This window comes from Cupriavidus oxalaticus (assembly GCF_016894385.1).
Classification (GTDB): Bacteria; Pseudomonadota; Gammaproteobacteria; order Burkholderiales; family Burkholderiaceae; genus Cupriavidus; species Cupriavidus oxalaticus.
Genome location: NZ_CP069812.1, coordinates 274182 through 299992, shown reverse-complemented (window position 1 = coordinate 299992; position 25811 = coordinate 274182). Strand labels below are relative to the sequence as shown.

General features: G+C 67.4%; 29 protein-coding genes. 6 read left to right on the top strand and 23 right to left on the bottom strand.

Annotated elements, in window-relative coordinates:
- Positions 1 to 105: 105 nt before the first annotated feature.
- The 5 genes from JTE92_RS13740 to JTE92_RS13720 all read right to left on the bottom strand — a co-directional run bounded on the left by JTE92_RS13740 (position 106) and on the right by JTE92_RS13720 (position 4504).
- Positions 106 to 720, bottom strand: coding sequence for an SCO family protein (locus JTE92_RS13740; protein ID WP_063236657.1), 615 nt, complete (start codon positions 718 to 720; stop codon positions 106 to 108).
- A 149-nt stretch (positions 721 to 869) separates the two neighbouring features.
- The gene (gene cyoE, locus JTE92_RS13735; RefSeq protein WP_063236656.1) at positions 870 to 1814 is read right to left on the bottom strand and encodes a heme o synthase; all 945 of its coding nucleotides are present in this window, start codon (positions 1812 to 1814) and stop codon (positions 870 to 872) included.
- Positions 1811 to 2923 carry a COX15/CtaA family protein gene (locus tag JTE92_RS13730; RefSeq protein WP_063236655.1) on the bottom strand — a complete coding sequence of 371 codons (1113 nt, stop codon included), beginning with the start codon at positions 2921 to 2923 and terminating at the stop codon, positions 1811 to 1813. The genes cyoE and JTE92_RS13730 overlap by 4 nt, the downstream gene beginning before the upstream one ends.
- 10 nt (positions 2924 to 2933) lie before the next feature.
- On the bottom strand, positions 2934 to 3620 hold the full coding sequence (locus JTE92_RS13725; RefSeq protein WP_063236654.1) for an SCO family protein: 687 nt from the start codon (positions 3618 to 3620) through the stop codon (positions 2934 to 2936).
- 74 nt (positions 3621 to 3694) lie between these two features.
- Positions 3695 to 4504 carry an SURF1 family protein gene (locus JTE92_RS13720; protein WP_232353211.1) on the bottom strand — a complete coding sequence of 270 codons (810 nt, stop codon included), beginning with the start codon at positions 4502 to 4504 and terminating at the stop codon, positions 3695 to 3697.
- Between the two features lie 90 nt (positions 4505 to 4594).
- Here JTE92_RS13720 and JTE92_RS13715 point away from each other — a divergent pair, with 90 nt between their 5' ends.
- Complete coding sequence (locus tag JTE92_RS13715; protein WP_029046742.1) at positions 4595 to 4804, top strand: twin transmembrane helix small protein; 210 nt, start codon at positions 4595 to 4597, stop codon at positions 4802 to 4804.
- 133 nt (positions 4805 to 4937) lie between these two features.
- Here the strand turns inward: JTE92_RS13715 and JTE92_RS13710 are convergent, their stop codons facing one another.
- From JTE92_RS13710 to JTE92_RS13680, 8 genes are all read right to left on the bottom strand, one after another.
- Positions 4938 to 5798: a cytochrome c oxidase subunit 3 gene (locus JTE92_RS13710; protein ID WP_063236653.1), complete on the bottom strand. Its 861-nt coding sequence runs from the start codon at positions 5796 to 5798 to the stop codon at positions 4938 to 4940.
- Positions 5799 to 5938: 140 nt separating this feature from the next.
- Entirely contained in the window at positions 5939 to 6163 is a 225-nt protein-coding gene (locus tag JTE92_RS13705; RefSeq protein WP_063236652.1) for a DUF2970 domain-containing protein, read from the bottom strand.
- 10 nt (positions 6164 to 6173) lie between these two features.
- A complete protein-coding gene (locus JTE92_RS13700; protein ID WP_063236651.1) occupies positions 6174 to 6800 on the bottom strand; it encodes a cytochrome c oxidase assembly protein in 627 nt (208 codons plus the stop codon).
- A gap of 17 nt (positions 6801 to 6817) precedes the next feature.
- A complete protein-coding gene (locus tag JTE92_RS30430; RefSeq protein ID WP_209756341.1) occupies positions 6818 to 6949 on the bottom strand; it encodes a cytochrome oxidase small assembly protein in 132 nt (43 codons plus the stop codon).
- A 63-nt stretch (positions 6950 to 7012) separates the two neighbouring features.
- Positions 7013 to 8620 (bottom strand): cytochrome c oxidase subunit I, encoded by a 1608-nt coding sequence (gene ctaD / locus JTE92_RS13695; protein WP_063236650.1) that lies wholly within the window; start codon positions 8618 to 8620, stop codon positions 7013 to 7015.
- 38 nt (positions 8621 to 8658) lie between these two features.
- A complete protein-coding gene (gene coxB / locus JTE92_RS13690; protein WP_063236649.1) occupies positions 8659 to 9921 on the bottom strand; it encodes a cytochrome c oxidase subunit II in 1263 nt (420 codons plus the stop codon).
- Positions 9922 to 9979: 58 nt separating this feature from the next.
- Entirely contained in the window at positions 9980 to 10489 is a 510-nt protein-coding gene (locus JTE92_RS13685; protein WP_063236648.1) for a DUF2244 domain-containing protein, read from the bottom strand.
- Between the two features lie 261 nt (positions 10490 to 10750).
- Complete coding sequence (locus JTE92_RS13680) at positions 10751 to 11722, bottom strand: methyltransferase domain-containing protein (RefSeq protein ID WP_232353209.1); 972 nt, start codon at positions 11720 to 11722, stop codon at positions 10751 to 10753.
- Between JTE92_RS13680 and JTE92_RS13675 the strand changes: the two genes are divergently transcribed.
- Together JTE92_RS13675 and trmL are read left to right on the top strand one after the other, a co-directional pair.
- Positions 11711 to 12562 carry a ComF family protein gene (locus JTE92_RS13675; protein ID WP_084254412.1) on the top strand — a complete coding sequence of 284 codons (852 nt, stop codon included), beginning with the start codon at positions 11711 to 11713 and terminating at the stop codon, positions 12560 to 12562. The two genes, JTE92_RS13680 and JTE92_RS13675, sit on opposite strands and share 12 nt — an antisense overlap.
- 62 nt (positions 12563 to 12624) lie before the next feature.
- Positions 12625 to 13095 carry a tRNA (uridine(34)/cytosine(34)/5-carboxymethylaminomethyluridine(34)-2'-O)-methyltransferase TrmL gene (trmL, locus tag JTE92_RS13670; RefSeq protein WP_029046733.1) on the top strand — a complete coding sequence of 157 codons (471 nt, stop codon included), beginning with the start codon at positions 12625 to 12627 and terminating at the stop codon, positions 13093 to 13095.
- A 14-nt stretch (positions 13096 to 13109) separates the two neighbouring features.
- On the opposite strand, the gene JTE92_RS13665 is transcribed toward trmL, so the two are convergent.
- The 5 genes from JTE92_RS13665 to JTE92_RS13645 form a co-directional block, all read right to left on the bottom strand.
- Positions 13110 to 14096: a Bug family tripartite tricarboxylate transporter substrate binding protein gene (locus tag JTE92_RS13665; protein WP_063236646.1), complete on the bottom strand. Its 987-nt coding sequence runs from the start codon at positions 14094 to 14096 to the stop codon at positions 13110 to 13112.
- Positions 14097 to 14135: 39 nt separating this feature from the next.
- Positions 14136 to 15152, bottom strand: coding sequence for an NAD(P)H-dependent glycerol-3-phosphate dehydrogenase (locus JTE92_RS13660; RefSeq protein ID WP_063236645.1), 1017 nt, complete (start codon positions 15150 to 15152; stop codon positions 14136 to 14138).
- Between the two features lie 115 nt (positions 15153 to 15267).
- Complete coding sequence (gene secB / locus JTE92_RS13655) at positions 15268 to 15786, bottom strand: protein-export chaperone SecB (RefSeq protein ID WP_029046730.1); 519 nt, start codon at positions 15784 to 15786, stop codon at positions 15268 to 15270.
- Between the two features lie 180 nt (positions 15787 to 15966).
- The gene (gene grxC / locus JTE92_RS13650) at positions 15967 to 16224 is read right to left on the bottom strand and encodes a glutaredoxin 3 (protein WP_063236644.1); all 258 of its coding nucleotides are present in this window, start codon (positions 16222 to 16224) and stop codon (positions 15967 to 15969) included.
- A 133-nt stretch (positions 16225 to 16357) separates the two neighbouring features.
- Positions 16358 to 16771: a rhodanese-like domain-containing protein gene (locus JTE92_RS13645; RefSeq protein ID WP_063236643.1), complete on the bottom strand. Its 414-nt coding sequence runs from the start codon at positions 16769 to 16771 to the stop codon at positions 16358 to 16360.
- Between the two features lie 187 nt (positions 16772 to 16958).
- Here JTE92_RS13645 and gpmA point away from each other — a divergent pair, with 187 nt between their 5' ends.
- The 3 genes from gpmA to JTE92_RS13630 all read left to right on the top strand — a co-directional run bounded on the left by gpmA (position 16959) and on the right by JTE92_RS13630 (position 20509).
- Positions 16959 to 17705, top strand: a complete 747-nt coding sequence (gene gpmA, locus JTE92_RS13640; protein ID WP_063236642.1) for a 2,3-diphosphoglycerate-dependent phosphoglycerate mutase — start codon at positions 16959 to 16961, stop codon at positions 17703 to 17705.
- Positions 17706 to 17914: 209 nt separating this feature from the next.
- Positions 17915 to 19504, top strand: coding sequence for a S41 family peptidase (locus JTE92_RS13635; protein ID WP_063236641.1), 1590 nt, complete (start codon positions 17915 to 17917; stop codon positions 19502 to 19504).
- Positions 19505 to 19744: 240 nt separating this feature from the next.
- Complete coding sequence (locus tag JTE92_RS13630; protein WP_063236640.1) at positions 19745 to 20509, top strand: HesA/MoeB/ThiF family protein; 765 nt, start codon at positions 19745 to 19747, stop codon at positions 20507 to 20509.
- Between the two features lie 21 nt (positions 20510 to 20530).
- Here the strand turns inward: JTE92_RS13630 and mnmH are convergent, their stop codons facing one another.
- The 5 genes from mnmH to ptsP form a co-directional block, all read right to left on the bottom strand.
- Positions 20531 to 21634, bottom strand: a complete 1104-nt coding sequence (mnmH, locus tag JTE92_RS13625; protein ID WP_063236639.1) for a tRNA 2-selenouridine(34) synthase MnmH — start codon at positions 21632 to 21634, stop codon at positions 20531 to 20533.
- Positions 21635 to 21645: 11 nt separating this feature from the next.
- Positions 21646 to 22692, bottom strand: coding sequence for a selenide, water dikinase SelD (gene selD / locus JTE92_RS13620; protein ID WP_063236638.1), 1047 nt, complete (start codon positions 22690 to 22692; stop codon positions 21646 to 21648).
- A 195-nt stretch (positions 22693 to 22887) separates the two neighbouring features.
- A complete protein-coding gene (bfr, locus tag JTE92_RS13615; RefSeq protein WP_063236637.1) occupies positions 22888 to 23367 on the bottom strand; it encodes a bacterioferritin in 480 nt (159 codons plus the stop codon).
- Between the two features lie 124 nt (positions 23368 to 23491).
- Positions 23492 to 23797: a (2Fe-2S)-binding protein gene (locus JTE92_RS13610; RefSeq protein WP_063236636.1), complete on the bottom strand. Its 306-nt coding sequence runs from the start codon at positions 23795 to 23797 to the stop codon at positions 23492 to 23494.
- Between the two features lie 223 nt (positions 23798 to 24020).
- A complete protein-coding gene (gene ptsP / locus JTE92_RS13605; RefSeq protein WP_063236635.1) occupies positions 24021 to 25811 on the bottom strand; it encodes a phosphoenolpyruvate--protein phosphotransferase in 1791 nt (596 codons plus the stop codon).

Below are 25811 nucleotides of genomic sequence, written 5' to 3'. Positions count from 1 at the left end.
AGCCGGTCCAGCTGGACCGGCTTTTTTTCGCCTTGATTTCGTCCTGATTTCGTCTTGAACCACGGCGGTGCGACGTTATGCCGCACCGCTCGGACACCTGGGACGTCAGGAAAGCAGCTGCTTCAGGTCGTGCGCGATCGGCTCCGGCCCCTGGCCGTGGCGGATGAACAGCCGCAAGCGGCCCTCCGGATCGAACACATAGCTGCCCGCCGAGTGATCCACCGTGTAGTTGTTGGGCGAACTGCCCGGCACCTTGGCGTAGAACACCTTGAAGTCCTTGGCCAGCTTCTGCAGCGCGGCGTCATCGGCCGGGCGCAGCCCCAGGAAGCGCGGGTCGAACGCCGGGACGTACTGTGCCAGCAGCGCCTGCGTGTCGCGCTCCGGGTCGACCGTGACGAACAGCACCTGGACCCGGTCGGCATCCGGACCCAGCTGCTCCATCACCGCCTTGAGCTCGGCCATGGTGGTCGGGCACACGTCCGGACAATGGGTGTAGCCGAAGAACATCACCACCGCCTTGCCCTTGAAGTCGGCAATGGTGCGGACCTTGCCGGTGTGGTCGGGCAGCGAGAAATCCTTGCCGAAATCCGCGGCACCGCTGATATCGACATTGCGGAACGATGCCTTCTGCTGCCCGCAGGCGGCCAGTGCCAGCGCGAGCGCGGCAAGCAGGGAAAAGCGGCGGAAGGCGGAGAACAGGCCGGAGGCGGGTCTGGGCATGCGCGAAAGCTTGTGTGGGGCGGTCAGCGGTGGAAACAGCGGTGAAATAACGATGGAAACGTCGGCGAAAGCACCCAGTATCGCCGATGGCGCCGCCGCGCTGCGTCGGCCGCGACAAGATGCCGCAGCCCGCAGCGTGGCGATGCACGTCAGACCTGCGGCACGAACTTGAAGTAATGGTCGACCAGCAATGCCGCGAACAGCAGCGACAGGTACAGGATCGAGAAGCGGAAGGTGCGTTGCGCCAGCTCGTCCGAGTAGTTGCGGTACATCTTCCAGGCGTAGGCCAGGAAGCCGCCGCCCAGCGCCAGCGCGGCCGCCAGGTAGATGTAGCCGCTCATGCCATAGACAAACGGCAGCAGCGTCGCCGCGATCATGATCAGCGTGTACAGCAGGATATGCAGCAGCGTGTAGCGCTCGCCGTGGGTGACCGGCAGCATCGGCAGGCCCGACTTGGCGTAGTCCGCGCGGCGGTACAGCGCCAGCGCCCAGAAGTGCGGCGGCGTCCATGTGAAGATGATCAGCACCAGGAACCAAGCCTCGGCCGGCACTTCGCCGGCAACGGCGGCCCAGCCCAGCGCCGGCGGCATCGCGCCGGACAGCCCCCCGATGACGATGTTCTGCGGCGTGGCCGGCTTGAGCAGGATGGTGTAGACCACCGCATAGCCCAGGAACGTGGCGAAGGTCAGCCACATCGTCAGGTCGTTGGCGAACTCGTGCAGCATCCACATGCCGGCGCCGCCGAGGATCGCGGAGAACACCAGCGTCTGCGCAGTGGTGATCTCGCCGGTGGCGGACGGACGCCAGGCGGTGCGGCGCATCAGCGCGTCGATCTTCTGCTCGACCAGGCAATTGATGGCGAAGGCGGCGCCGGCGAGCAGCCAGATGCCGGCGGCACCACCGATCAGCACGCGCCACGGCACCATGCCGGGCGTGGCCAGGAACATGCCGATGATGGCGCAGAAGACTGCCAGCTGCGTCACGCGCGGCTTGGTCAGGGCGGCATATTGCCGGGCCAGGTGTCGTATCCGGCTCAGCTTGCCCAGTGAATGAGGGTGTGTAGCGGTAACCACGGAAGGCGTCTTGTCTTTCATGTGGCGCGGGCGGCGTTCGGTGTGGGGGCAGTGGTGAGGGCGGCCCCGCTTGTGAGCCCGGCGAGCCCTATATTGTAGTGGAGGCGGACCAGCAGCAGCAGGAGCACCGCCGCGCCGCCGTTGTGGGCGACCGCGGCGACAAGCGGCCAGTCGAACACGATATTGGACATCCCGGTTGCCAGTTGCAGCACGAGCATGCCGAGCAGCCAGCCTGCCTGCCGGTGCAGCCCCTCGAGCCGGCGCGCACGCAAGCCGAACCACGCCAGGTAGCCCAGCACCACGAACGCAAAGCCCCGGTGCACCCAGTGGATCGCCACCAGCGCCGCGTGCGGGATGTAGTCGCCATCGGCCGTCATGCCAAGCTGGCGCCACAGCGTGAAGCCGTGCCGGAAGTCCATCTCGGGCACCAGCTGGCCGTTGCACAGCGGGAAGTCCGTGCAGGCGAGCACCGCGTAGTTGGTGCTGACCCAGCCTCCCAGGAAAATCTGGATCACCAGCAGCAGCAGGCCGATGCGCACCGGCCAGTGCAGCCGCGCCGCCTGGGGCGCAACCGGGTGCGGCGGGTCGCTGCGCGAGCCCAGCCAGATCAGCGCCGCCAGCAGGCCCATACCCAGCATCAGGTGCGTGACCACGATGATCGGCTGCAGCTTCATGGTCACGGTGAACGCGCCGAACGCGCCTTGCACGCATACCAGCACCAGCACGCCGGTGGCGAACCACGGCGACTGCTTCAGCTCGCGGCGCTTGACCCAGGCCAGCACCATCAGCGCGATGATCAGCACGCCCACCGCCATGGCGAAGTAGCGGTGGATCATTTCGATCCACGCCTTCATCAGCGTCACCGGGCCGCTGGGCAGCGCGGTCTCGGCCGCGCGGATCGGCTCCATCGCGGCGTGCGGGTTGGAGTGGCCGTAGCATCCCGGCCAGTCCGGGCAGCCGAGGCCGGAGTCGGTCAGCCGCGTGAAGCTGCCGAACATGATCAGGTCCAGCGTCAGGAAAGCCGTAATCCAGACCAGCTTGCGGTACTTGTTGCGATCGCCCCTGACCAGCACGTAGCTGAGCGGCAGCAGTGCGATCAGGACGCCGATGATGGCCAGTTGCAGCAGCATGCCCGTCCCCTTAACCGATGCGCGAGACCTTGAGCAGCTTTTTCAGGTCGCCGCTCAGCTTCTTGGGGTCCGGATCCTGCGGGAAGCGCATCATCAGGTTGCCGAGCGGATCCACCAGGAAGAGGGTGTCTTCGGCGCGCTTGCCCGGCTCGGCCGGCAGCCATTGCCGCGCCACCTGCCCGTCGATGCGCAGGAAGCGCACGCCGGCATAGGGCTCGTTGTAGGCGGCGCTCAGGCGCTCGTCGACCTTGCCGTCATCGGTGATCAGCCACACCGGCACGATGCGCTCGCGGTCCTGCCCCTGCCCCGCGCGGATCTGGCGGATGGTGAAGAGCTTCCTGGCACAGGCTTCATCGCAGGCGGACGGGTCGGCCGTCACCAGCAGCCACTTGCCGCGGTACTGCTCCAGCGGCACGGCGTTGCCTTGCTCGTCGGTGACGCGCACCGGCGGCATCGGCCGTTGCGGATCGACCAGCGCGCCGTAGTTGGTGGCGCCGCCCCTGGGCTTGATGACGTAGTAGGTGAAGTAAGAGGCGATCACCGGCGAGGCGCACACCAGCAACAGCATCAGCATCTGCAGGCGGCCGCGCCGCGTGCGCGCGTCGATGCGGGGATCCTGGGGCGAGGCCGCGGTCGCCGGATTCGCCGGATTCGCCGGGGTCCCGGCGGGCGCCGGGGCGGAGTCTTGCTGTGCCATGGGAGTACGTCTGTCCTTGTTCATCTGCAGTCAGGGCCCGTCCCGGAACCTGCCCGGGCGAGCCTGCCATTCGTTCATGCCTTGTTGCGGGCCACGGACGATGCCGCGCGCCGGCGCGCGCGCCAGCCCAGCACGGCCACCAATACCACCGTCAGCGCAGCCAGGCCGAACCACTGGAAGGCATAGCCATAGTGCCGGTCCGCGCCCGCGTCCGCCGGAGCCCAGTCGCGCGCGAGGCCGTCGCCGGTATCGCTGCGCTGCGCGACCACCAGCGGCTGCAGCGCCAGCCCGGTTTCGGCGGCGTAGTCGGCGATTTCCAGGTTCTGGCGGATCTTGCTGCCGGCCTCGGCACTGGCCGCCTGGCCCAGGCCATAGACCCGCGGCACGGCCGCCAGTGCCGTGCCTTCGATGGTCACTTCGCCTTCGGGCGTCGGAAACGGTGCGATCCGGGTGCGATCCTGTGCATCGCGCGGCAGCCAGCCGCGCAATATCAGCACCGCCCGCCTGGCGCCGGCAGCGTCCTGTGTCGGACCGATCACCAGCGGCGTGACCACCAGGAAGCCGGCACGGCTGTCGCCGCTGCGGCCACCTGCGCCGTGGGGGCGATTATCCAGCAATACGGTGCGGACCGTGTCGAAACGCCCGGTCACCCGCACCCGTCGGTCTGTCACATCGTGTGACAGCGGCACGGTGCTTAGCGCCACCGGCGGCTGTGCCGCCAGCGCCTGCAGTCGCGCGGCGCGCGCTTCTTTCTCATGCGCGCGGTTGAGCTGCCAGTTGCCAAGCGCGGCGGTCACGGCGATCACCACCAGCGCAGCAGCCAGCGGCAGCACGCCGAGGATGCGGCCTGCCTTCATTGCGCCGACATACCCGGCGGCATGCATGCGGGGCCGGTGCGATAATGTGCCGCACCGTCATCCATCGCGGCCACTACCACGAGACTGCGGCAAGCTCCGCTGCCAACCCGCCCCGCCATGCGCTTCGTCATCATCGTCGCCTTCATCCTGATCATCGCCAGCCTGGCCTCCGCCCTGTTCTTCATGATGCGCGACCGCGGCAAGACGCCCAACATGATGCGCTCGCTGATGCTGCGCGTAGGTTTTTCGGTGGCGCTGTTCCTGTTCATCCTGTTCTCGAGCTGGATGGGCTGGATCCACAGCACGGGCATCCGCATGGCACCCTGACGGACCGCATGGCCGCAGGACTTGACGCCTGCGCAAAAGAGAAACGCCGCAGGCTGCCGGGCCTCCTGCGGCGTTTCTCTTTTGCGTTGGCGCCGGGCGCCCCACTGCTGGGACGACCGGCGGGTACGGCAGCTTACAGCCAGTACACCACGACGTAGAGCAACAGCCACACCACGTCAACGAAGTGCCAGTACCAGGCGGCGCCTTCGAAGGCAAAGTGGTGCTCCGGCGTGAAGTGGCCCTTGAGCACGCGGCCCAGCACCACCGCCAGCATGATCGCGCCCATGGTCACGTGGAAACCGTGGAAGCCGGTCAGCAGGAAGAAGGTCGAACCGTAGATGCCCGAAGTCAGCTTCAGGTTCAGGTCCTGGTACGCATGCATGTACTCGTACACCTGCAGGCACATGAAGATCGCGCCCAGCAGGATGGTCAGCACCATGCCCTGGATCAGCTGGTTGCGCTTGCCGGCCAGCAGCGCATGGTGCGCCCAGGTCAGCGTCACGCCCGACATCAGCAGCAGCGCGGTATTGATGGTCGGGATCGGCCACGGACCCATGGTCTGGAACGATTCCACCACGCCGGCCGGCCCCAGGTTGGGCCACACCGCGGCGAAGTCGGGCCACAGGATCTTGTTGTTCAGGTCGCCCAGCCACGGCATGGCGATGGCGCGGGCATAGAACAGCGCGCCGAAGAACGCCGCGAAGAACATCACCTCGGAGAAGATGAACCAGCCCATCGACCAGCGGAACGAGACGTCGATGTTCTTGCCATACATCCCGCCTTCGGACTCGCTGATGGCGTCGCCGAACCAGCTCTTGAGCACGAACAGGAACCACAGCAGGCCGAAGACGCACAGGTACGGCGCCCAGGATTGCCCGTTCACCCAACCGGCGGCCCCCGCACCTGTCATCAGCAGGCCGAAGCTTGCCGTGATCGGGTGGCGCGACGGGCCCGGTACGAAGTAGTACGGAGCGTTTGCGCGATTCGCACTCATTCTTTTATCTCCAGCTCAGAGTCTTTGATTCGGTATTCGTTATCCGTGCCGGTTTCCCGGGGCCGCCCGCCTCCTCTGGACGGCCGCGCCGGCGCGGTTGTTTTTCTGCGACTGCCTTGTTGCCTACCCTTCCTGCCCTGCTACCCTGCCGCCTGGCTGACCACCATCCGCACGATGACGATCAGCACCGCGATAAAGACCGCCGCGGCGATCACGCCGGCGATGACCACGTGCACCGGGTTCAGCCGCGTCATGTCGCGCTCGTGCTCCGCGCCCTTGCGCAGGCCGATGAACGACCAAAGCACCGCGCGCATGGTCTGCGCGAACGACATCTTCCGTTTGACGGCGTCCTTCAGTTCGTCCATCGCGCTCCCCTCAGCTGCCCTTGCCCGCCGGCGCCGGTGCCGACAACTGGCCTTCGGGAGCCTGCGCCACCGGCGTGCCCACCTCGAAGAAGGTGTACGACAGCGTAATGCTCTTCACATCCTTGGGCAGCGCGGGATCGATCACGAACACCACCGGCATCTCGCGCGCCTCGTTCGCCTTGAGTGTCTGCTGCTTGAAGCAGAAGCACTCCAGCTTCTTGAAATACTGGGTCGCCTGCTTGGGGGCGTAGCTCGGGATGGCCTGCGCGGAGATATCGCGCGACTGCCCGTTGGCCACCTCGTAGACGATGGTCATCATCTCGCCCGGATGCACTTCCATGCTGTTCTTCACCGGACGGAAGGCAAAGGGCCCGCGCGCGTTGGAGTCGAACTCCACCGTGACCGTGCGGCTCTTGTCGACCTGCGTGTTCTTCACCGAGCCGCCATGCAGCTCGCGCGTGGTCACCACGTTGATGCCGGTGATGTCGCAGATCTTCTTGTACAGCGGAACCAGCGCATAGCCGAAGCCGAACATCACGGCAACGATCACCATCAATCGCACCATCATGCCGCGGTTGAAGCGCTTGTCGGCTTCCCGCGCTTCCTGCGCTTCCCTGCCCTGCTGGTCGACGCTCATCTCGCTACCCTGCCACCTCAGCCAAGGAACACCATCTTGGCGAAGAACCCCAAAAAGAAAACCACCACGATCGACAGCAGGATCAGGCCAAGGCGCCGGTTGGCGGCCTTCGGGTCCGGGTGTGATGGGTTTTTGTCTGGAGCCTGCATATTGTGTGACTGGCTGGCGTGGCGGCGGACGTTGCCGCCACCACGCCTTGTTGCGCTGGCCGCTTAGCGGACCTGCGGAGGCACTTCAAAGGTGTGGAACGGCGCCGGCGACGGCACGGTCCATTCCAGGCCTTCGGCGCCTTCCCACGGCTTGTCCGCGGCCTTCTCGCCGCCACGGTACGACGGCAGCACCACGAAGAAGAAGAAATACACCTGCATCAGGCCGAAGCCGAGCGCACCGATCGAGGCGATCGCGTTGAAGTCGGTGAACTGGGTCGGGTAGTCGGCATAGCGGCGCGGCATGCCGGCCAGGCCCAGGAAGTGCATCGGGAAGAAGGTCACGTTGAAGAAGATCAGCGAACCCCAGAAGTGGACCTTGCCGCGGGCTTCGTTGTACATGAACCCGCTCCACTTCGGACCCCAGTAGTAAAAGCCCGCGAACAGCGCGAACAGCGAGCCGGCCACCAGCACATAGTGGAAGTGCGCCACGATGAAGTAGGTGTCCTGCAGCTGGATGTCGATCGGTGCCACCGCCGGCATCAGGCCGGTGAAGCCGCCGATGGTGAACACGAAGATGAAGCCGATCGAGAACAGCATCGGGGTCTCGAAGGTCATCGAGCCGCGCCACATCGTTGCGATCCAGTTGAAGATCTTCACGGCGGTGGGCACCGCGATCAGCATGGTCGCGTACATGAAGAACAGCTGGCCGGTCACCGGCATGCCGGTCGTGAACATGTGGTGGGCCCACACGATGAACGACAGGATGGCGATCGAGGCGGTGGCGTACACCATCGAGCTGTAGCCGAACAGGCGCTTGCGGGCAAACGCCGGCACCACCTGCGAGATGATCCCGAAGGCCGGCAGGATCATGATGTACACCTCGGGGTGGCCGAAGAACCAGAAGATGTGCTGGTACATCACCGGGTCGCCGCCGCCGGCGGCCGAGAAGAAGCTCGTGCCGAAGTGGCGGTCGGTCAGCACCATGGTGATGGCGCCGGCCAGCACGGGCATCACGGCGATCAGCAGGTAGGCGGTGATCAGCCAGGTCCAGCAGAACATCGGCATCTTCATCAGCGTCATCCCGGGGGCGCGCATGTTGAGGATGGTCACGATGATGTTGATCGAGCCCATGATCGACGACGCGCCCATGATGTGCATCGCGAAGATGGCCATGTCCATGCCCGCGCCCATCTGCACCGACAGCGGCGCGTACAGGGTCCAGCCGGCGGCGGTGGCGCCGCCCGGGGCGAAGAACGAGGCGGCCAGCAGCAGCGCAGCGGGCGGCATCAGCCAGAAGCTGAAGTTGTTCATGCGCGCGAACGCCATGTCGGACGCACCGATCTGCAGCGGGATCATCCAGTTGGCGAAGCCGACGAAGGCCGGCATGATCGCGCCGAACACCATCACCAGGCCGTGCATGGTGGTGAACTGGTTGAACAGCTCGGGGCGGAAGAACTGCAGGCCAGGCTCGAACAGCTCCAGGCGGATCAGCAGCGCCAGCACGCCGCCCGACAGCAGCATGATGAACGAGAACAGCAGGTACAGCGTGCCGATGTCCTTGTGGTTGGTGGCGAACAGCCACCGGCGCCAGCCATGCGGGTGATCGTGCGCGTGGTCGTCATGCGCGTGATCATGCGGATGGGCGAGTGCGTCCGGGGTAGCAGTACTCATCGCAAATGCTCCTCTAATCCTGTTCTGTCTTCAGCGGGTCAGCCTGCGACGCGGTTGTCCGCGAGGCTGGCCTGCTTGGCGCCGGTCTTGTCCGCGGGCGTGGCGTCAGCCTTGGGGGCCTCGCCGCCTGCGCCGCCGCCTTCGGGGAACTTGCCCGCGCGGGCACCCACGAAGTCGCCCGGCTGGATCACTTCACCCGTCTTGTTGCTCCAGGCGTTGCGCGTATAGGTCATGACCGCGGCCAGCTCGGTGTCCGACAGCTGCTTCCACGACGGCATGCCGCCCTTGCCTTCCAGCAGGATGTGCATCTGTGCGGCCTTCGGGCCATTGATCATCTTGGAGCCGTCCAGCGCCGGGAACGCGCCGCCGCCCTTGCCGTTGGGCTGGTGGCAGACCGCGCAGTTGGCGGCATAGACCTTCTCGCCACGGACCTTGGATTCGTCCAGCGTCCAGGTCTTGTTGGGATCGTCGGCCTTGGCCATCAGCTCTTTCTTCTTGCCGTCGACCCACTTGGTGTAGTCGGCATCCGACACCACGCGCACCACGATCGGCATGAAGGCGTGCTCCTTGCCGCAAAGCTCGGCGCACTGGCCGCGGTACACGCCGATCTTCTCGGCCTTGAACCAGGTGTCGCGCACGAAGCCGGGGATCGCATCCTGCTTGACGCCGAAGGCGGGGATCATCCACGCGTGGATCACGTCGTTGGCCGTGGTGACGATGCGGATCTTCTTGTTGACCGGCACGACCAGGTCGTTGTCCACCTCCATCAGGTAGGTGTTGCCCTTGGGCTGCTCGTTGTTGATCTGCTCGCGCGGCGTGGTCAGGGTCGACACGAAGGAGATGCCCTCGCCTTCGCCCTTCAGGTAGTCATAGCCCCACTTCCACTGGTAGCCGGTGGCCTTGATGGTGATGTCGGAGTTGGTGGTGTCCTTCATCGCGACCACGGTCTTGGTCGCCGGCAGCGCCATCGCGATCACGATCAGGAACGGGACGATGGTCCAGACCACCTCGACCGTGATGCTTTCGTGGAAGGAGGCGGGCTTGGAGCCCTTCGCCTTGCGGTGCGTGAAGATGGAATAGAACATCACGGCGAACACCGCGACGAAGATCACCGTGCAGATGATCAGCATCATCCAGTTCAGCCAGTGAATCTGTTCGGCGATCTTGGTAACGGGCTCGGTCAGGTTGAGCTGGCGCACGGCGGGGCCGCCGGGCATGTCGCTGACCGCGAACGCCGCGTGGCTGGCAAGCAGGGACGCACCTGCCAGACAAGCTGCGGATGCCTTCTTCCACATTTTCATTTGTTATCTACCCAATTTACAGATTCAAATCTGTCCCCGCCGCCGCCACTGCCGCCTCTCAGAGGCAGCGCAGGGCCGCTGCGAGCTCCTGCGCGAACTTGCGTCGCCGGTACGGGTCCACGTAACACCCCACCTGTACCTCACGCCCGCCCGAGCGCAGCGTCACCAGCGCGCGGAGCGATTCACCCAGTTCGACCCGCACCCAGCGCGGGTTGAATTCGTGGCGCGTCACCTGCGTGCCGCTGGCTGTCTCCACGACCAGCATGCCGTCGGTAATGCTGACGCGCTCATAGTCTGTCGCATGGCGCGCATACACAAGCAGGGCGATCCCCAGCCCGGCCAGCTCGATGCTGGCAAACGGCAGCACGAGCCAGGACCCTTGCCACGCGAAAAACAACGCGATGGCAAGCGAGACAGTGAGGATCGAGAGGTAAAACCAGCCGACCTGGCGTGGACTCAGCGAGCAATTCCGCTTCATCAGCCAGTCGTGGGGCGCGGAGGGAGGTCCGTCGTGATTTCCGCCGGAGTCACCACCTGCCGTCTGGAATGCGATACCCAAGTCTTGCATCGCCAACCACTCTGCATCGGATGCACACCCGGGACGATGGCGTCCGGGCTGCACAGTGCAGGTGCAAAACCAGGACGTTCTTGTGCCAGGGGACCACTGCGACAAACTGGCGCATTATAGGGCGCTTCCCATACACGGACAAGGGCGGTCCTTGACCGGGGCGCTTGCGTGCCGCTTGATTCTGTGCATGGAGAAATGCCCGGGACCCCGCGCCAGCACTCGGTTTGCGACAATCTGCCGCATGCGCAAGTTAACTCTGTTTTAACCTGTCCTACGTGGCCTTGCACGCCCGATCTGTTCCAGCGGCACCACAGCGCGGCCCTGGTCGTCCAGCGCCTGGCCGCCACGCGGCGCCAGCTTCCACGCGTGGCCATAGACGATCTCGAAGGTCAGCGGGATCACCCCGTCGGCGTTGCGGCGCCGCTCCAGCGCCTGTGTCAGCGCCTGGTGCCAGCTGCGGCCGCGCAGGCCTTGCGGCAGCGCGCCGGCCGGGCCGCGCAGGCCACCGAAAGCCTGCACCTCATGCAGCAGCGTGGCGGGCGATTCGTAGGTCACGGTCAGCGTTTCCATGTCCATCACCGGCGTGGACCAGCCGCCGTGGACCAGCATGTCGCCAATGTCGTGCATGTCGACAAAACGCAACGTATGGGGCGCGTCGTCGACTTCGGCGAAGGCCGCGCGCAGTTCTCCCAGGGTGTCGGGGCCGAACAGCGAGAACAGCACCAGCCCCTCGTCGCGCGTCACGCGGTGCCATTCCGGGAATACGCGGTGCGGCTCGGGGTGCCAGTGCAGCGCCAGGTTGGACCACAGCAGGTCGAAGCTCGCGGGCGCAAACGGCAGTGTGGCAAGATCGCCCTGCACCAGGTCGAACAGCGGCCGCTTGCCCAGCATGCGGCCGAGCCAGCCCGGGCGGCGCTGCGGGTCGCGCTGGCCGGCTTCGGCCAGCATCGCCCCGGAGATATCCAGGCCGGCGATCTGCGCATCCGGGAAGCGGGCGCGCAGCGCCGCCAGCCCCTGGCCGTGGCCGCAGCCGATGTCCAGCGCTCGCTGGGGCGCCAGCCGGATCACCTCCATGCGCTCCTGCATGCGGCGGCCGATCTCGCCCAGCAGGAAGTCCAGCCGGCCGAAGTTGCGGCTGCGCCGGTCGAAAGCGAGCCGGGTCAGGCGCGCGGGCGGCAGGAAGGCATCGGGACCAGCGGAGCTATCGGGGAGATCGGCGGCATGCAGGGACACGGACAGGCAGGGCAGCAAAAAGACCAGGAACCGGCGCGCGCGCCGGACGAACGCGGCCGCCGCACCCGATGGGCCGCGGCCGGACGGCAAGTATACGCGCGCGCCGCAATGGTTGCCGCGATGGGAGCCAGGTGGTCCCTCGGCGCCTGGCGAGCCGTTGTCCCGGCACTGCTGCCAAGCGCCTGCGCGCTGTGCGGCAGCGTGCAGCGCGACGTGGTGTGCGCGCCCTGCGCCGCCGACCTGCTGCGGCCGATGCGGCGCTGCCCCGTTTGCGCGCTGGCGCTGGGCCGCCGTGCGGATTGCCCGGCCTGCGCCGCCATGCCGCCGGCGTTCGACCATGCCTGCACGCTGGGCGACTATGCCAGCCCGCAGGACAAGCTGGTGCTGTCGCTCAAGTTCGGCCACGCGCTGCCGCTGGCCGACTGGCTGGCGGCCCGCCTCGCTGCGGCGCTGCCGGCGGCCTGGGCGGCGCAGCGGCTGGCGCCGCCCGACCTGCTCGCCCCCATCCCGCTGGCGCCGCAACGGCTGGCCTCTCGCGGCTTCAACCAGGCCTGGGAAATCGCACGGCCGCTGGCGCGCCGGCTCGGCCTACGCGCCGACCCCGTGCTGCTGCGGCGCCGGCGCGATACCGGCAGCCAGCGCGCGCTGGACCTGGCCGCGCGGCAGGTGAACCTGCGCGATGCGTTCCGGCTGACGCGGCCCGCGCGGCTGGATGGCCTGCATGTGGCGCTGGTGGACGACGTGATGACTTCCGGCGCGACGCTGCATGAGGCGGCGCTGGCGCTCAAGGCGCACGGCGCGGCACGTGTCAGCGTGATCGTCGCGCTGCGTACGCCCTAGCGCGGATGACAGCGCCTGGTGCGCGCGTTAAGCTGCGCACCGTTCTCAAGAAGCTCCGCATCATGTTCAACGTCGTCCTGGTCGAACCCGAAATCCCGCCCAATACCGGCAATGTGATCCGCCTGTGCGCCAACACGGGCGCGCAGCTGCACCTGGTCAAACCCCTGGGGTTCCCGCTCGACGACGCACGCATGCGCCGCGCCGGGCTGGACTACCACGAATATGCGGCCATGCGCGTGCATGAGAACTGGGATGCGCTGATGGCCAGCGAGCAGCCCGATCCCGCGCGCATGTTCGCGCTGACCACGCGCGGCTCGACGCCGTTCGGCCAGGTGGAATTCCGGCCGGGAGACTGGTTTGTGTTTGGCTCGGAAACGCGCGGGCTGTCGCCGGAGCGGCGCGAGTGGTTTCCGCCGGCGCAACGCATCCGGCTGCCGATGCGGCCGGATAACCGCAGTCTCAATCTGTCGAATACGGTGGCGGTGGTGGTGTTCGAGGCGTGGCGGCAGAACGGGTTCGCGGGAGGGAGCTAGGCGGCCCCGTCCTGCTACTCCGGCTGCACGCCCGCAGCGCGGATGACCTTGTCCCAGCGCGCCTTCTCGCTGACCATCGTCTGCCGCAGCGACGCCGGCGCCGTCCCGGCCGGCACGAAATACTGCGCCCGCATCCTGTCGCGCACGTCGGCGCTGCCGATGATCGCCACCAGTTCACGATACAGACGATCGATCACCGGCTGCGGCGTACCGGCGGGCGCCAGCACGGCCTGCCAGGAGATCGCCTCGAAGCCCGGATAGCCCGACTCCGCCACCGTCGGCACCGACGGCAGCACCGCGGTGCGGCCGGTCGTCGTCACCGCCAGCACGCGCAGCTTGCCCGCATTGACCTGCGGCATCGCAATAGCCGGCACCATGAAGCCCGCCTGCACCTGCCCGCCCACCATCGCGGTGGTGATCTGCGGGAAGCCGGGATACGGCACGTGCTGCAGGTCGATCCCCGCGATGGCCTTGAGCTGCTCCATCGCCAGGTGCGACGCGCTGCCGTTGCCGGGCGAGCCGTAGTTCAGCGCGCCCGGTTTCGACTTGGCCAGTGCGACAAACTCGCGCAGGCTACGCACCGGCAGCCGCGCGTCGACCACCAGCACATTGGGCGAGGTGGCCACCAGCGTCACCGGAGCAAGCTGGCGGAACGGGTCGTAATTGAGGTTGCGCGACAGCGTCGGCGCCGTCACCAGCGGCCCGTTGATCGTGAACAGCAGCGTATAGCCATCCGGCGCGGCGCGCGCCACCATGCCGGTGCCGATATTGCCCCCGGCGCCGGGCCGGTTCTCGATCACCACCGGCTGGCCCAGCGCGGCGGCCAGCTTCTCGGTGACGATGCGGGCGATCAGGTCGGGCGACGAGCCCGGCGGGAACGGCACCACCATCCGGATCGGGTGTGCGGGCCACGGTTGCGCCAGCGCGCCGGCGGAAGCGCCGGCAGCGCAGGCGGCGCAGGCGGCGGCGAGCGCGATCAGCGCGTGTCGGCGGGTAGGCATGCGAAAGATATCGTCAGGAGGATGGGAGCGCGGGCGGCGTCATTCATCGCGCGCATCGCGCTGGAGCAATTGCGCGACCGCATCGGCGGCACCCAGGCCATCGAACAGCACGGCGCACACCGCGCGCGCGATCGGCATCTCGACGCCATGCGCGGCGGCCAGCTCGGCCACGGCCTGCGCGCAGCGCACGCCTTCGGCCACGTGGCCCAGGCTGGCCAGGATCTGCTCCAGGCTCTGCCCCGCGGCCAGTTGCTGCCCGACCTTGCGGTTGCGCGACAGGTCGCCGGTCGCGGTCAGGATCAGGTCGCCGACCCCGGCCAGCCCCATGAAGGTCTCGACCCGCCCGCCCAGCGCCAGCCCCAGCCGCGTCATCTCGGCCAGCCCGCGCGTCACCAGCGCGGCCCGCGCATTCAGGCCGAGCCCGAGCCCGTCGCTGGCCCCGGTGGCGATCGCCAGCACGTTCTTGACCGCGCCGCCGACCTCGACGCCGGTCAGGTCCTCGCTGCCGTAGATGCGCATGGCGTGATGGTGAAAGGCCTGCTGGGCCCGCTCCGCCAGCGACGGCACGCTGCCCGCCACCGTCAGCGCGCACGGCAGGCCCTGCGCGACTTCGCGCGCGAAGCTGGGACCGGTCAGCACGCCGTAGTCGAAGCCTTCGGTGCGGCCGACGGCGTCCAGTTCGGCGCGCACCATCTGGTGCGGCAGCAGGTGCGTGCCGGCCTCGAAGCCCTTGCACAGCCACAGCATGGATACCGGGCGCGCGCTGCGCGTGGCCAGCCGGCGTGTCATTTCACGCAATCCGGAAACCGGCGTGGCGACCACCACGATGCCGTCCGGGTCGTCCGCGGCATGGGCCACCGCCTGCTCGAAATCGGCTTGCACCGCCAGCCGCCCGGACAGCTTTACCCCAGGCAGGTAGGCAGCGTTTTCACGCGTCGCGGCAATGGCCGCCAGTTGCGCGGCATCGCGCCCCCACAGCACCACGTCATTGGTGGCCGCGGCATGGCTGGCGAGAGCGGTGCCCCAGGCACCGGCACCGAGAAAGGTCAGTTTCATGGCAGCTCGATCGGAGAGAAATCAGGCGCTAAAAATCATCGGCAGAAACAACCATGCGCACAAACAAAACGGGGCCGCAGCCCCGTTCCGTAGCATGGCGCGGCAGGCCGCCCGCTCAGTGGCGAGCCTGGCTGCCGTCGGGCATCACGATGCCGCTGTTGCCGCCTTCGGCCGCCTGGGCTTCCTGCATGGCCGCCTGCAGGCGTTGCTCGTACAGCGCCTGGAAGTTGATTTCCGACAGGTGGATGGCCTGGAAGCCGGCGCGGGTGATCACGTCGGCGATATTGCCGCGCAGGTACGGGTACAGGATGGTCGGGCAGGCGATGCCCAGCAGCGGGTCCAACTGCTCCACCGGCACGTTGCGGATATCGAAGATGCCGGCCTGGTGGGCTTCCACCAGGAATGCCACCTTGTCCTGCACCTTGGTCGTCACGGTGCCGGTCACGACCACCTCGAAGATGCCTTCCTGCAGCTGCGAAGCGCCCACGTTGACCTGCACTTCCACCGACGGGGCTTCCGATTCCAGGAAGATGCCGGGCGAATTGGGCTGCTCCAGCGACATGTCCTTCAGGTAGACGCGCTGGATGTTGAAGAAGGGTTGATCGTCCTGCTGGGTGTTTTGCTGGTCGCTCATGAAAGGCTTCCGGGAGGATGGGCGTTGGGCGCGGCGGCGGCAGCGCCTGCGAGGCGCAAGGACTGGCCGGTGCCCGGTTGGAAAAGTGGAAAGCGCATATGGTACATGACGCGGGTGGCGATTTCACCCGCGCCGGCGCTCGGACGGCCTGGAATCAGAGAGTTCTGACCGGCAGCGCGATCAGGCCGCCAGCAGCGGCATCAGGCCACCCTTGCGGTCCAGCGCCGAGAGGTCGTCGAAGCCGCCCACATGGGTCTCGTCGATGTAGATCTGCGGCACGGTACGGCGCCCGGTACGCGACATCATCTCTTCACGCTTGCCGGGTTCGCGGTCGATCAGGATCTTCTCGATCGCCTCGACCCCGCGGGACTTGAGCAGGCGTTCAGCCATATTGCAATACGGGCACACCATGGTGCTGTACATGACGACGCGGGCCATGCGGATTCTCCTTCAATACGAGTGCGGCGCACGGCCCGGCGGGCGGCACGCCTTGTGACGGATACGGCGGAAATGCGGGATCAGCGCCGACGCCGGTTTCTGCAATCCATGCAAAAGCCGCGCCATCGGCGGCTTACTTGACCAGCGGCAGCCCCGCCTGCTGCCAGGCGGCGATGCCGCCCTCGAGCGCATAGATCTCACTGTAACCGGCTTCCTTCAGCGCTGCCTGGGCCTTGCCCGCGCGCTGGCCGTTCTGGCATACCACGATGATGGGGGCCGCCTTGTCCTTTGCAAGGCCCGGGGCGCGCGACGCCAGGTCCGCCAGCGGGGCGCTCTTGGCCTGCGGCAGGTGGCCCTTGGCATACTCGGCGGGCTCGCGGATGTCGACCACGACCGCGCCACGCTTGTTGATCAGCTGCGTGGCGGCGGCCGTATTGACGGACTTGGCGCCGGTGCTGCGCGAGATCGCAGGCCAGGCCAGCAGGCCGCCGGAGACCACGGCCAGGGCGATCAGGGCGAGGTTGTTGTAGTCGGCAAAGAAATTCACGTTGGCTTTCCGGTAGGTTGGGTCGGCGGCATTATAAAATACGCGGTTTGGCGTCCGGGCCCTGATGCAGTGGGCCACCCGCCATTGTCGCCTGTCCGAGACATGGGACGCCCATGGAGCACTTCGGAGCACTTCGGACCAGGTGACGGCGCGGACGCACGCAAGTTACCTACTCTCTGGAAGCAGCATGTACAAGCTTGTCCTTATCCGCCACGGCGAATCGACCTGGAACCTTGAAAACCGCTTCACCGGCTGGGTCGACGTCGACCTGACCGATACCGGTGCCGCGCAGGCCCGCCAGTCCGGCAAGCTGCTCAAGGAAGCCGGCTTCGACTTCGACATCGCCTATACCTCGGTGCTCAAGCGCGCCATCCGCACCCTGTGGCACGTGCAGGACGAGATGGACCTGATGTGGATCCCGGTGCGCAACGAATGGCGCCTGAACGAACGCCACTACGGCGCGCTGGCCGGCCTGAACAAGGCGGAGACCGCCGCCAAGTTCGGCGACGAGCAGGTGCTGGTGTGGCGCCGCAGCTATGACACCCCGCCGCCGGCGCTGGAAGCGACCGACCCGCGCGCGTCGTTCAACGATCCGCGCTACGCCAATGTGCCGCGCAACGAGATCCCGCTGACCGAATGCCTGAAGGACACGGTCGCCCGCGTGATGCCGCTGTGGAACGAATCGATCGCTCCCGACATCAAATCCGGCAAGCGTGTGGTCATTGCCGCGCACGGCAACAGCATCCGCGCGCTGGTGAAGTACCTGGACCAGATTTCGGATGACGATATCGTCGGACTCAACATCCCCAACGGCACCCCGCTCGTGTACGAGCTGGACGCCGACCTGCGCCCCATCCGCCACTACTACCTGGGCGACCAGGACGCCATCGCCGCCTCGCTGGCGGCCGTGGCCAACCAGGGCAAGGCGCGCTGACGCCCGCCCGGGCAGCCGCGCCGGCGCCGGTGCGCCGGTGTGCGGCCGCCCACCCTGAACCGGGACGTGGCAGGCCCGTTTTTCCGCACGCCCTTATACTGTCGGACACAAGCGCCCCGCGATCCCGCTATTCCGGTCTTCCCGGCGCCGGGCGCCCGCAGCCGGCATCATCCCCATACGTACCATCCGTACACGTTCAGGCAGCCCTCATGCGCAAGACGCTCAAGAACATCAGTCTAGTTTCTGTCGGCCTCGTCGCCGGCGTGCTCGCCACGCTGCAGATCTCGGCGACCGCACAGAACTCATCGGGCCCCTTGCCGCTGGACCAGCTGCGGCTGATGGCCGATATCTTCGGGCAGATCAAGCGCGAATACGTCGAGCCGGTCGATGACAAGAAGCTGCTGACCGAGGCCATCAAGGGCATGGTCGCCAGCCTCGACCCGCACTCGTCCTACCTGGACGAGAAGGACTTCAAGGAACTGCAGGAAGGCACCCGCGGCCGCTTTGCCGGCCTGGGCATCGAGATCTCGCAGGAAGAAGGCCTGGTCAAGGTGATTAACCCGATCGAGGACACGCCCGCGTTCCGCGCCGGCATCCAGCCGGGCGACCTGATCACCCGCATCGACGACAAGCCGGTGCGCGGCCTGCCGCTGGAGCAGGCGGTCAAGCGCATGCGCGGCGAGCCGGGCACCAAGGTCACGCTGACCATCTACCGCAAGAGCGAGGAACGCACCTTCCCGGTCTCGATCACGCGCGCCGAGATCCGCGTGCAGTCGGTCAAGGCCAAGATGCTCGACAACAATATCGGCTGGGTGCGCCTGACCAGCTTCCAGGAACGCACCGTCGCCGACCTGTCGCGCAAGCTGGCCGAGCTGGCGCAGAAGAACCCCAGCATGAAGGGCCTGGTGCTGGACCTGCGCAACAACGGCGGCGGCGTGCTGCAGGGCGCGGTCGGCGTGGCCGCGGCGTTCCTGCCGGAAGACGCGACCGTGGTCTCGACCAACGGCCAGGTGCCCGATGCCAAGCGCGTCTACAAGGCGGCGTACAACAACTACCGCCTGTCGTCGCTGGAAGACGATCCGCTCAAGAGCCTGCCCGCGCTGTACAAGAAGATCCCGATGGTGGTGCTGACCAACGCCTACTCGGCCTCGGCGTCCGAGATCGTCGCGGGCGCGCTGCAGGACCACCACCGCGCCCAGATCATGGGCAAGACCACCTTCGGCAAGGGCTCGGTGCAGACCGTGCGGCCGCTGACCAACGACACCGGCATCAAGCTGACCATCGCGTACTACTACACGCCGAGCGGCAAGTCGATCCAGGCCAAGGGCATCCGCCCGGATATCCCGGTCGACCAGAACCCCGAGGGCGATCCGGACGACGCGCTGATCACGCGCGAGATCGACACCGAGCGCCACCTGCACAACAAGCAGGAATCGGAAGAGCCGGAGATGACCGAACGCGAGCAGCGCCGCGTCGAGGAGCTGCGCCGCCTGGAAGAAGAGAACGCGAAGAAGACGCCGGAAGAGCGCGAGAAGGACCGCCGCAAGAAGCCGGTGGAATTCGGCTCGGCCGACGACTTCATGCTGCAGCAGGCAATCGCGCAGCTCAACGGCCAGCCGGTCAAGCGCTCCAAGTCGAAGCTGGAGACCAACCCGCCGGCCGACAATGGCAAGGCGGCGAAGCCGAAGGGTGGTGCCAAGCCGGCCGCCAAACCGGCCGCGCCGGCCCCGGGCAAGCAGCCGCCGGCGAGCGCGCCGATCGGCGAGCCGCTGGGGACGCCGACGGGCAAGGCGCCCTGAGGGGGTTCCTCCCCTCTCCCGCTCGCGGGAGAGGGGCCGGGGGTGAGGGCCGGCGGGTCAATGGCTGACGCCTGTGGGTTAAAACCGTTGGCTCGGCTTGATGTGGTTCCTTGCTAGACCACCCCTCTCCCCAACCCTCTCCCGCTGAGGGGAGAGGGAGAACACCTTGCTTAGGCTAGCTCGGGCGGCTTGGGAGCACCCAACACCGCGCTCCTCTTCTGCCCTGTTCGGGATTTCACCATGAGCGACGACGGCCTCAACGACGAACAACTGCTGCGCTACTCCCGGCACATCCTGCTGGACGAGCTCGGCATCGAAGGCCAGCGGCAGCTGCTGGCCGGACACGCGCTGGTGATCGGCGCCGGCGGCCTCGGCGCCGCCGCGCTGCCGTTCCTGGCCTCGGCCGGCGTGGGCCGCATCACCATCGTCGACAACGACGAGGTCGACCTGACCAACCTGCAGCGCCAGATCATCCACACCACCGCCAACGTGGGCCGTCCCAAGGTCGAGTCGGCACGCGAGGGCATGCTGCGCATCAACCCGGGGCTGGACATCGTCACGGTGCCGGCGCGCGTGGGCGATACCGAGCTGGAACAGCTGGTCGCCTCGGCCAGTGTGGTGCTGGACTGCTGCGACAACTTTGCCACGCGCCAGGCGGTCAACCGCGCCTGCGTGCACCACAAGGTGCCGCTGGTGTCGGGGGCCGCGCTGCGCTTCGACGGCCAGATCAGCGTGTTCGACCGGCGCCAGCCCGACGCGCCCTGCTACGCCTGCCTGTTCCCGCCGGCTGAGCCCGCGCCCGAAGTGGCATGCGCCACCATGGGCGTGTTCGCGCCGCTGGTCGGCATGGTCGGCACGGTGCAGGCTGCCGAGGCACTCAAGCTGCTGGCCGGCTTGGGCGAGAGCCTGGCCGGACGGCTGCTGATGGTCAACGCGCTGACGATGGAATGGACCACGATGCGCCTGGCCCGCACGCCGGATTGCCCGGTGTGCGGCGGGCACTGAACGCTCGCATGGCGCCGCCGCTCAGTCCTGCGGCGCCGAATGCGCGAGCAGCCAGTCGGTGACCTCGGCGCGGTCGCCGCGGAACACGATGCGCGGCTCGCGCTGCGCGCGCTGGTAGGCATACATGGGATCGTAGTAGTCGCGCAGCAGGATCTCGATCCAGCCGCGGTGCAGCGCCACGTCGCCCGACCCGGCCTGCCGCGCCAGCGCCTGCTCCAGCAACGCCGACAGCTTGCCATAGCGCGCGCCGCCGAGCCGCGGCGAGATCGCCGCCATGGCGTCGCGCAGCCGCGCGGAATAGGCGTCGAAACCCGTGCCCTCGCCCTGCCCGGCGATGAATTCCGCCGCCAGCCCCTGCACGTAGTCGCGCAGCACGCGCTCCACGCGTTCCTCGAAAGACGCCTCCAGCCACACCAGCGGACTGGCCTGCATGCGCTGCGTCAGCGCCTGCGGCACATCGCGGCTGCCGATAAAGCGGCCCTCGTCTTCCACCACCAGCGCACGGAAACGGGCGTCGATACGGCGCAGCACATCGATCGCCAGCGCGTTCTCGAAGTCCACCTGCTGCGGCTGCGCCAGCGCGCGCCTGCCGAAGGCCGAGCCGCGGTGCCGCGCATGGCCCTCGAGGTCGAGCGCGGCCGGCACGTCGGCCAGTACGTCGGTCTTGCCACTGCCGGTCATGCCGCCCAGCACCAGCCACTGCTGCCCGGCGGCCGCCGCATCGAGGGTGGCAATCAGGAAGGCGCGCATCGCCTTGTAGCCGCCCGTCACGCGCGGATAATCGACGCCCGCATCGTGCAGCCATTGCTGCACCAGCTGCGAGCGCAGCCCGCCGCGGAAGCAATACAGGTAGCCGTCCGGATGCGCTCGGGCAAAGTCCGACCACGCGGCGACGCGGGCCGCCTTGTGTTCGCCCGACACCAGCTGGTGCCCCAGCTCGATCGCGGCATGCTGTCCTTTCTCGGCGTAGCACAGGCCGACGGCGTGCCGCTCGGCATCGTCCATCAGCGGCAGGTTGACCGCGCCGGGAAAGGCGCCGCGCGTGAATTCCAGCGGCGCGCGCACATCCAGCATCGGCACGCCGCTGAGGAACAGGCTGCGGAAGTCCGCGGTATCGGCACGCATGCTGGCTGGCCTCAGGCGACCTCGACGGCCAGTGCGGCGCGCGCCACCATTTCTCCGATGGGCGCCAGCGACAGGCCGAGGCGCCGGCATTCGGCCGCGAACTCCGCTTCGCCGGCCAGCTCGACCGCCACCAGCAGCCCGCCGCTGGTCTGCGGATCGCACAGCACTGCGCGCTGCACCTCCGTCAGCGGGGTGATGCGGTGACCGTAGCTGTCGAAATTGCGCTGCGTGCCGCCCGGCATGCAGCCCTGGCCGATGTAGTCGACCACGTCGTCAAGCACCGGCACCGCGGCGTAGTCCAGCCGCGCGGTCAGGCCGCTGCCGTCGGCCATCTCGACCAGGTGGCCGAGCAGCCCGAAACCGGTCACGTCGGTCATCGCACGTATGCCCGGCAGGCGCCCGAAGGCGCTGCCGGGGCGGTTCAGCACGCACATCCAGTCGCGCGCGAGATTGCGGTTATCGGTCCGCAACAGGCCCTTTTTTTCGGCCGTGGTCAGCACGCCGATGCCCAGCGGCTTGGTCAGGTACAGCCGGCAGCCAGGCGTGGCGGTGTCGTTGCGCTTCATGTGGGCGCGCTCGACGATGCCGGTAACGGCCAGCCCGAAGATCGGCTCCGGCGCATCGATCGAATGCCCGCCGGCCAGCGGGATGCCGGCATCGTCGCAGGCGCGGCGCCCGCCCGCCACCACCTCGCGCGCCACCTCGGGCGGCAGCACGTCGACCGGCCAGCCGAGGATGGCGATGGCCATCAGCGGGTCGCCGCCCATGGCGTAGATATCGCTGATCGCATTGGTGGCGGCGATGCGCCCGAAATCGAACGGGTCATCGACGATGGGCATGAAGAAGTCCGTCGTCGACACCACGCCCCTTCCGCTATCCGTGCCATCGAGCGCATACACCGCCGCATCGTCGCGCGAGGCATTGCCCACCCACAGCCGGGGATCCAGGTGCTGCGCACCGCTGCCGGCGAGGATCACATCGAGCACTTTCGGGGAAATCTTGCAGCCGCAGCCAGCGCCGTGGCTGTACTGGGTCAGGCGGATGGGAGCGGTGGTCATGGCTGGCTCTGTCGCAGCGTGCCGGCCGGGGAGGAGCCACCACCCGGCCAGGCACGCCTGGATGAAGAAAGGAATTGGAATGAGAAGGGTTACAGCCTACAGCCGGACAACGTGGCAGCGCTGGGTGGCGCCGCGCGGTGGGGCTGGCCGCCTTTGCAGCATACTGCAGCGGCGGCCGCGCCTGGGACGGGCGGCTTACTGCTCGCCCGGTTCCATCTGCGACTGCAGGTAGTTCTGCAGGCCGACCTTGTCGATCAGGTCCAGCTGCGTTTCCAGGTATTCGATGTGTTCCTCGGTGTCGGTGAGGATATCGACCAGGATTTCGCGGCTGACGTAGTCGCCGACCGATTCGCAGTAGGCAATGCCTTCCTTGACGGTCTGGTGCGCGGTCTGCTCCAGCTTCAGGTCGCACTTGAGCATTTCGGGCGTGTCTTCGCCCAGCAGCAGCTTGTGCAGGTCCTGCAGGTTGGGCAGGCCGTCCAGCATCAGGATGCGTTCGATCAGGCGGTCGGCGTGCTTCATCTCGCCGATCGACTCCTTGTACTCGACGTCACCGAGCTTTTTCAGGCCCCAGTGGCGGTACATGCGAGCGTGGAGGAAATACTGGTTGATCGCGGTCAGCTCGTTCTTGAGCTGGGCGTTCAGATGCTGGATGACCTTCTTGTCACCTTTCATTGGCGGCTCCTGTTGCATCGGGCCCGCGCAAAAATACGAAGCGGCGCCATTGGCGCCGCGTGCAGTCGGTGAGAAGAAAGCGCAAAACGCGCCGTGAGCTGACTTTCAGCTCACATAGGCGCGTTCAGGCAACCAGCGCCTTGCGCTGGTCGTTCGCGACTGCCGGGTCCCGAGTGTCCATTATGGTACATGGGCCCGACACGGAACAGGAAGAAATCTCCACAACCTGGATGCTGGCAAGGGTGGCCACGGTAACGTTGCGCACCGCTGCGACGCCTTCCTGCAACACTTGCTGCGCGCAGTCGCGGCAACGTCCGCAGCAGGTGCCGACGCCAAGCGTCTCGGCCAGCTCGTCGAGGGTCTCGACGCCCAGGTGCGCGGCACCGTGGATCTCACGATCGGTGATCTGGTTGCAGATGCAGACGTACACAAGTCCCTCCGTTGGGGCGCGTGGCACCGGCATGCCACTGCGAATGAACGTCAGAATATCAGAGATCGAAAATGATAACAATTCCCATTAGCAGCATGGGAACGTCTCTGCACATGGCGTGGTGAAACTGCATAAGACGTGAAAAGAAGGTGGCGAAAGACGCACCCGTCGATTCCATTAAGTGACTTACCTGCCGCCTCAGCCTCAGAAAACCCTGACACCGTCAGGGTCTGGCGATCTGGCTCAGCGCGGCTGCAAGGTCCTCGGGATCATAGGCATTGAGCACCTGGTCGACCAGCGGCTCCAGGTGCTCGCAATTGGCGTGCAGGATCTCCTGCTTGACTCGCAGCAGCTGCGCGGGGTGCATCGAGAACTCGCGCAGGCCCATGCCCAGCAGCAGCCGCGTCATGGCAGGATCGCCCGCCATTTCGCCGCACACTGCCACCGGCACGCCGGCGCGGTTGGCCTCGCGGATCGTGCGCGCCACCAGCTGCAGCACGGCCGGGTGCAGCGGGTCGAACAGGTGCGCCACGGCATTGTCGGCGCGGTCGATCGCCAGCGTGTACTGGATCAGGTCGTTGGTGCCGATGGACAGGAAATCCATCTTGCGCAGGAACAGCGGCAGCAGCAGCACCGCCGCGGGGATCTCGATCATGGCGCCGACCTTCATGCCGGGGTCGTACGGCTCGCCGCGCTCGTCCAGCTGGCGCTTGGCCTTGGCGATCAGCGCCAGGGTCTGGTCGATCTCGCTGGCGTGCGCCAGCATCGGCACCAGCAGCCGCACCGGACCGAAGGCCGAGGCGCGCAGCAGCGCCCGCAGCTGGGTCAGGAACATGGTCGGCTCCGACAGCGACCAGCGGATCGCGCGCAGCCCCAGCGCCGGGTTCAGCGCCGTCTCGAAATCATCGCCGCGCCCGTCGCCGCGGCCATCGCGTCCGTCGCGGCCGTCGAGCGGCTTGTCGGCGCCGATATCGATGGTGCGGATGGTCACCGGCAGCCCGTGCATGGCATCCACCGCGGCACGGTAGGCCTGGAACTGCTCTTCCTCGTCCGGCAGATCGCCGCGCCGGTTCATGAACAGGAACTCGGAGCGGAACAGGCCGACGCCCACCGCGCCCGCAGACAGCGCGGCGCCGGCGTCCTCGGCCATCTCGATATTGGCGAGCAGCTCGATCTCGAGCCCGTCCAGCGTCACCGCCGGGGTATGGCGCAGCCGCTGCAGGCGCTTCTTCTCCAGCGCGCGCTCGCTCTGCCGGTGGCGGTATTCCTCGAGGATGATGGCGGACGGGTCGACGATCACCAGCCCGGCATCGCCGTCGATGATGATCCAGTCATCCTGGCGGATCAGCTCGCTTGCACTCTGCACCCCCACGGCGGCCGGGATATCCAGGCTGCGCGCGACGATGGCCGTGTGCGAGGTGCGCCCGCCCAGGTCGGTGACAAAGCCGTGGAACACCGTGTGGCGGAACTGCAGCATGTCGGCCGGGGCGATGTCGTGGGCCACCACGATCACGCCCGGCGCCGGTTCGCCGTCGGCCGCCAGTGCCGGCACCGGCGCCGGCACCAGCACGGGGGCGCCGGCCAGCGCCTTCAGGATGCGCTCGACCACCTGCCGGATATCGGCCTTGCGCTCGCGCAGGTATTCGTCCTCGATCTCGTCGAACTGGCGCATCAGTTCCTCGAGCCGCGTGGTGAGTGCCCACTCAGCGTTGTAGCGGCGACCCCGTATCAGCGCCTCGGGTTCGCGCGCCAGCGCCTCGTCGTCGAGGATCATCGCATGCACGTCGAGGAAGGCGCCCATCTCCTCGGGCGCCTCGCGCGGCAGGTCGCGCTTGAGCGCCGCCAGTTCCGCGCGCACCGCGGCGCGGGCGGCGCGCAGCCGTTCGACCTCGGCGTCGAGCTGGTCTTCATCGACCAGGTAGTGCGACACGTCCAGCGCCGCGGGCGCGAGCAGGTGCGCGCGCCCGATGGCGACGCCGCGCGAGACCGGGATGCCGTGCAGGGCGAAAGGCAT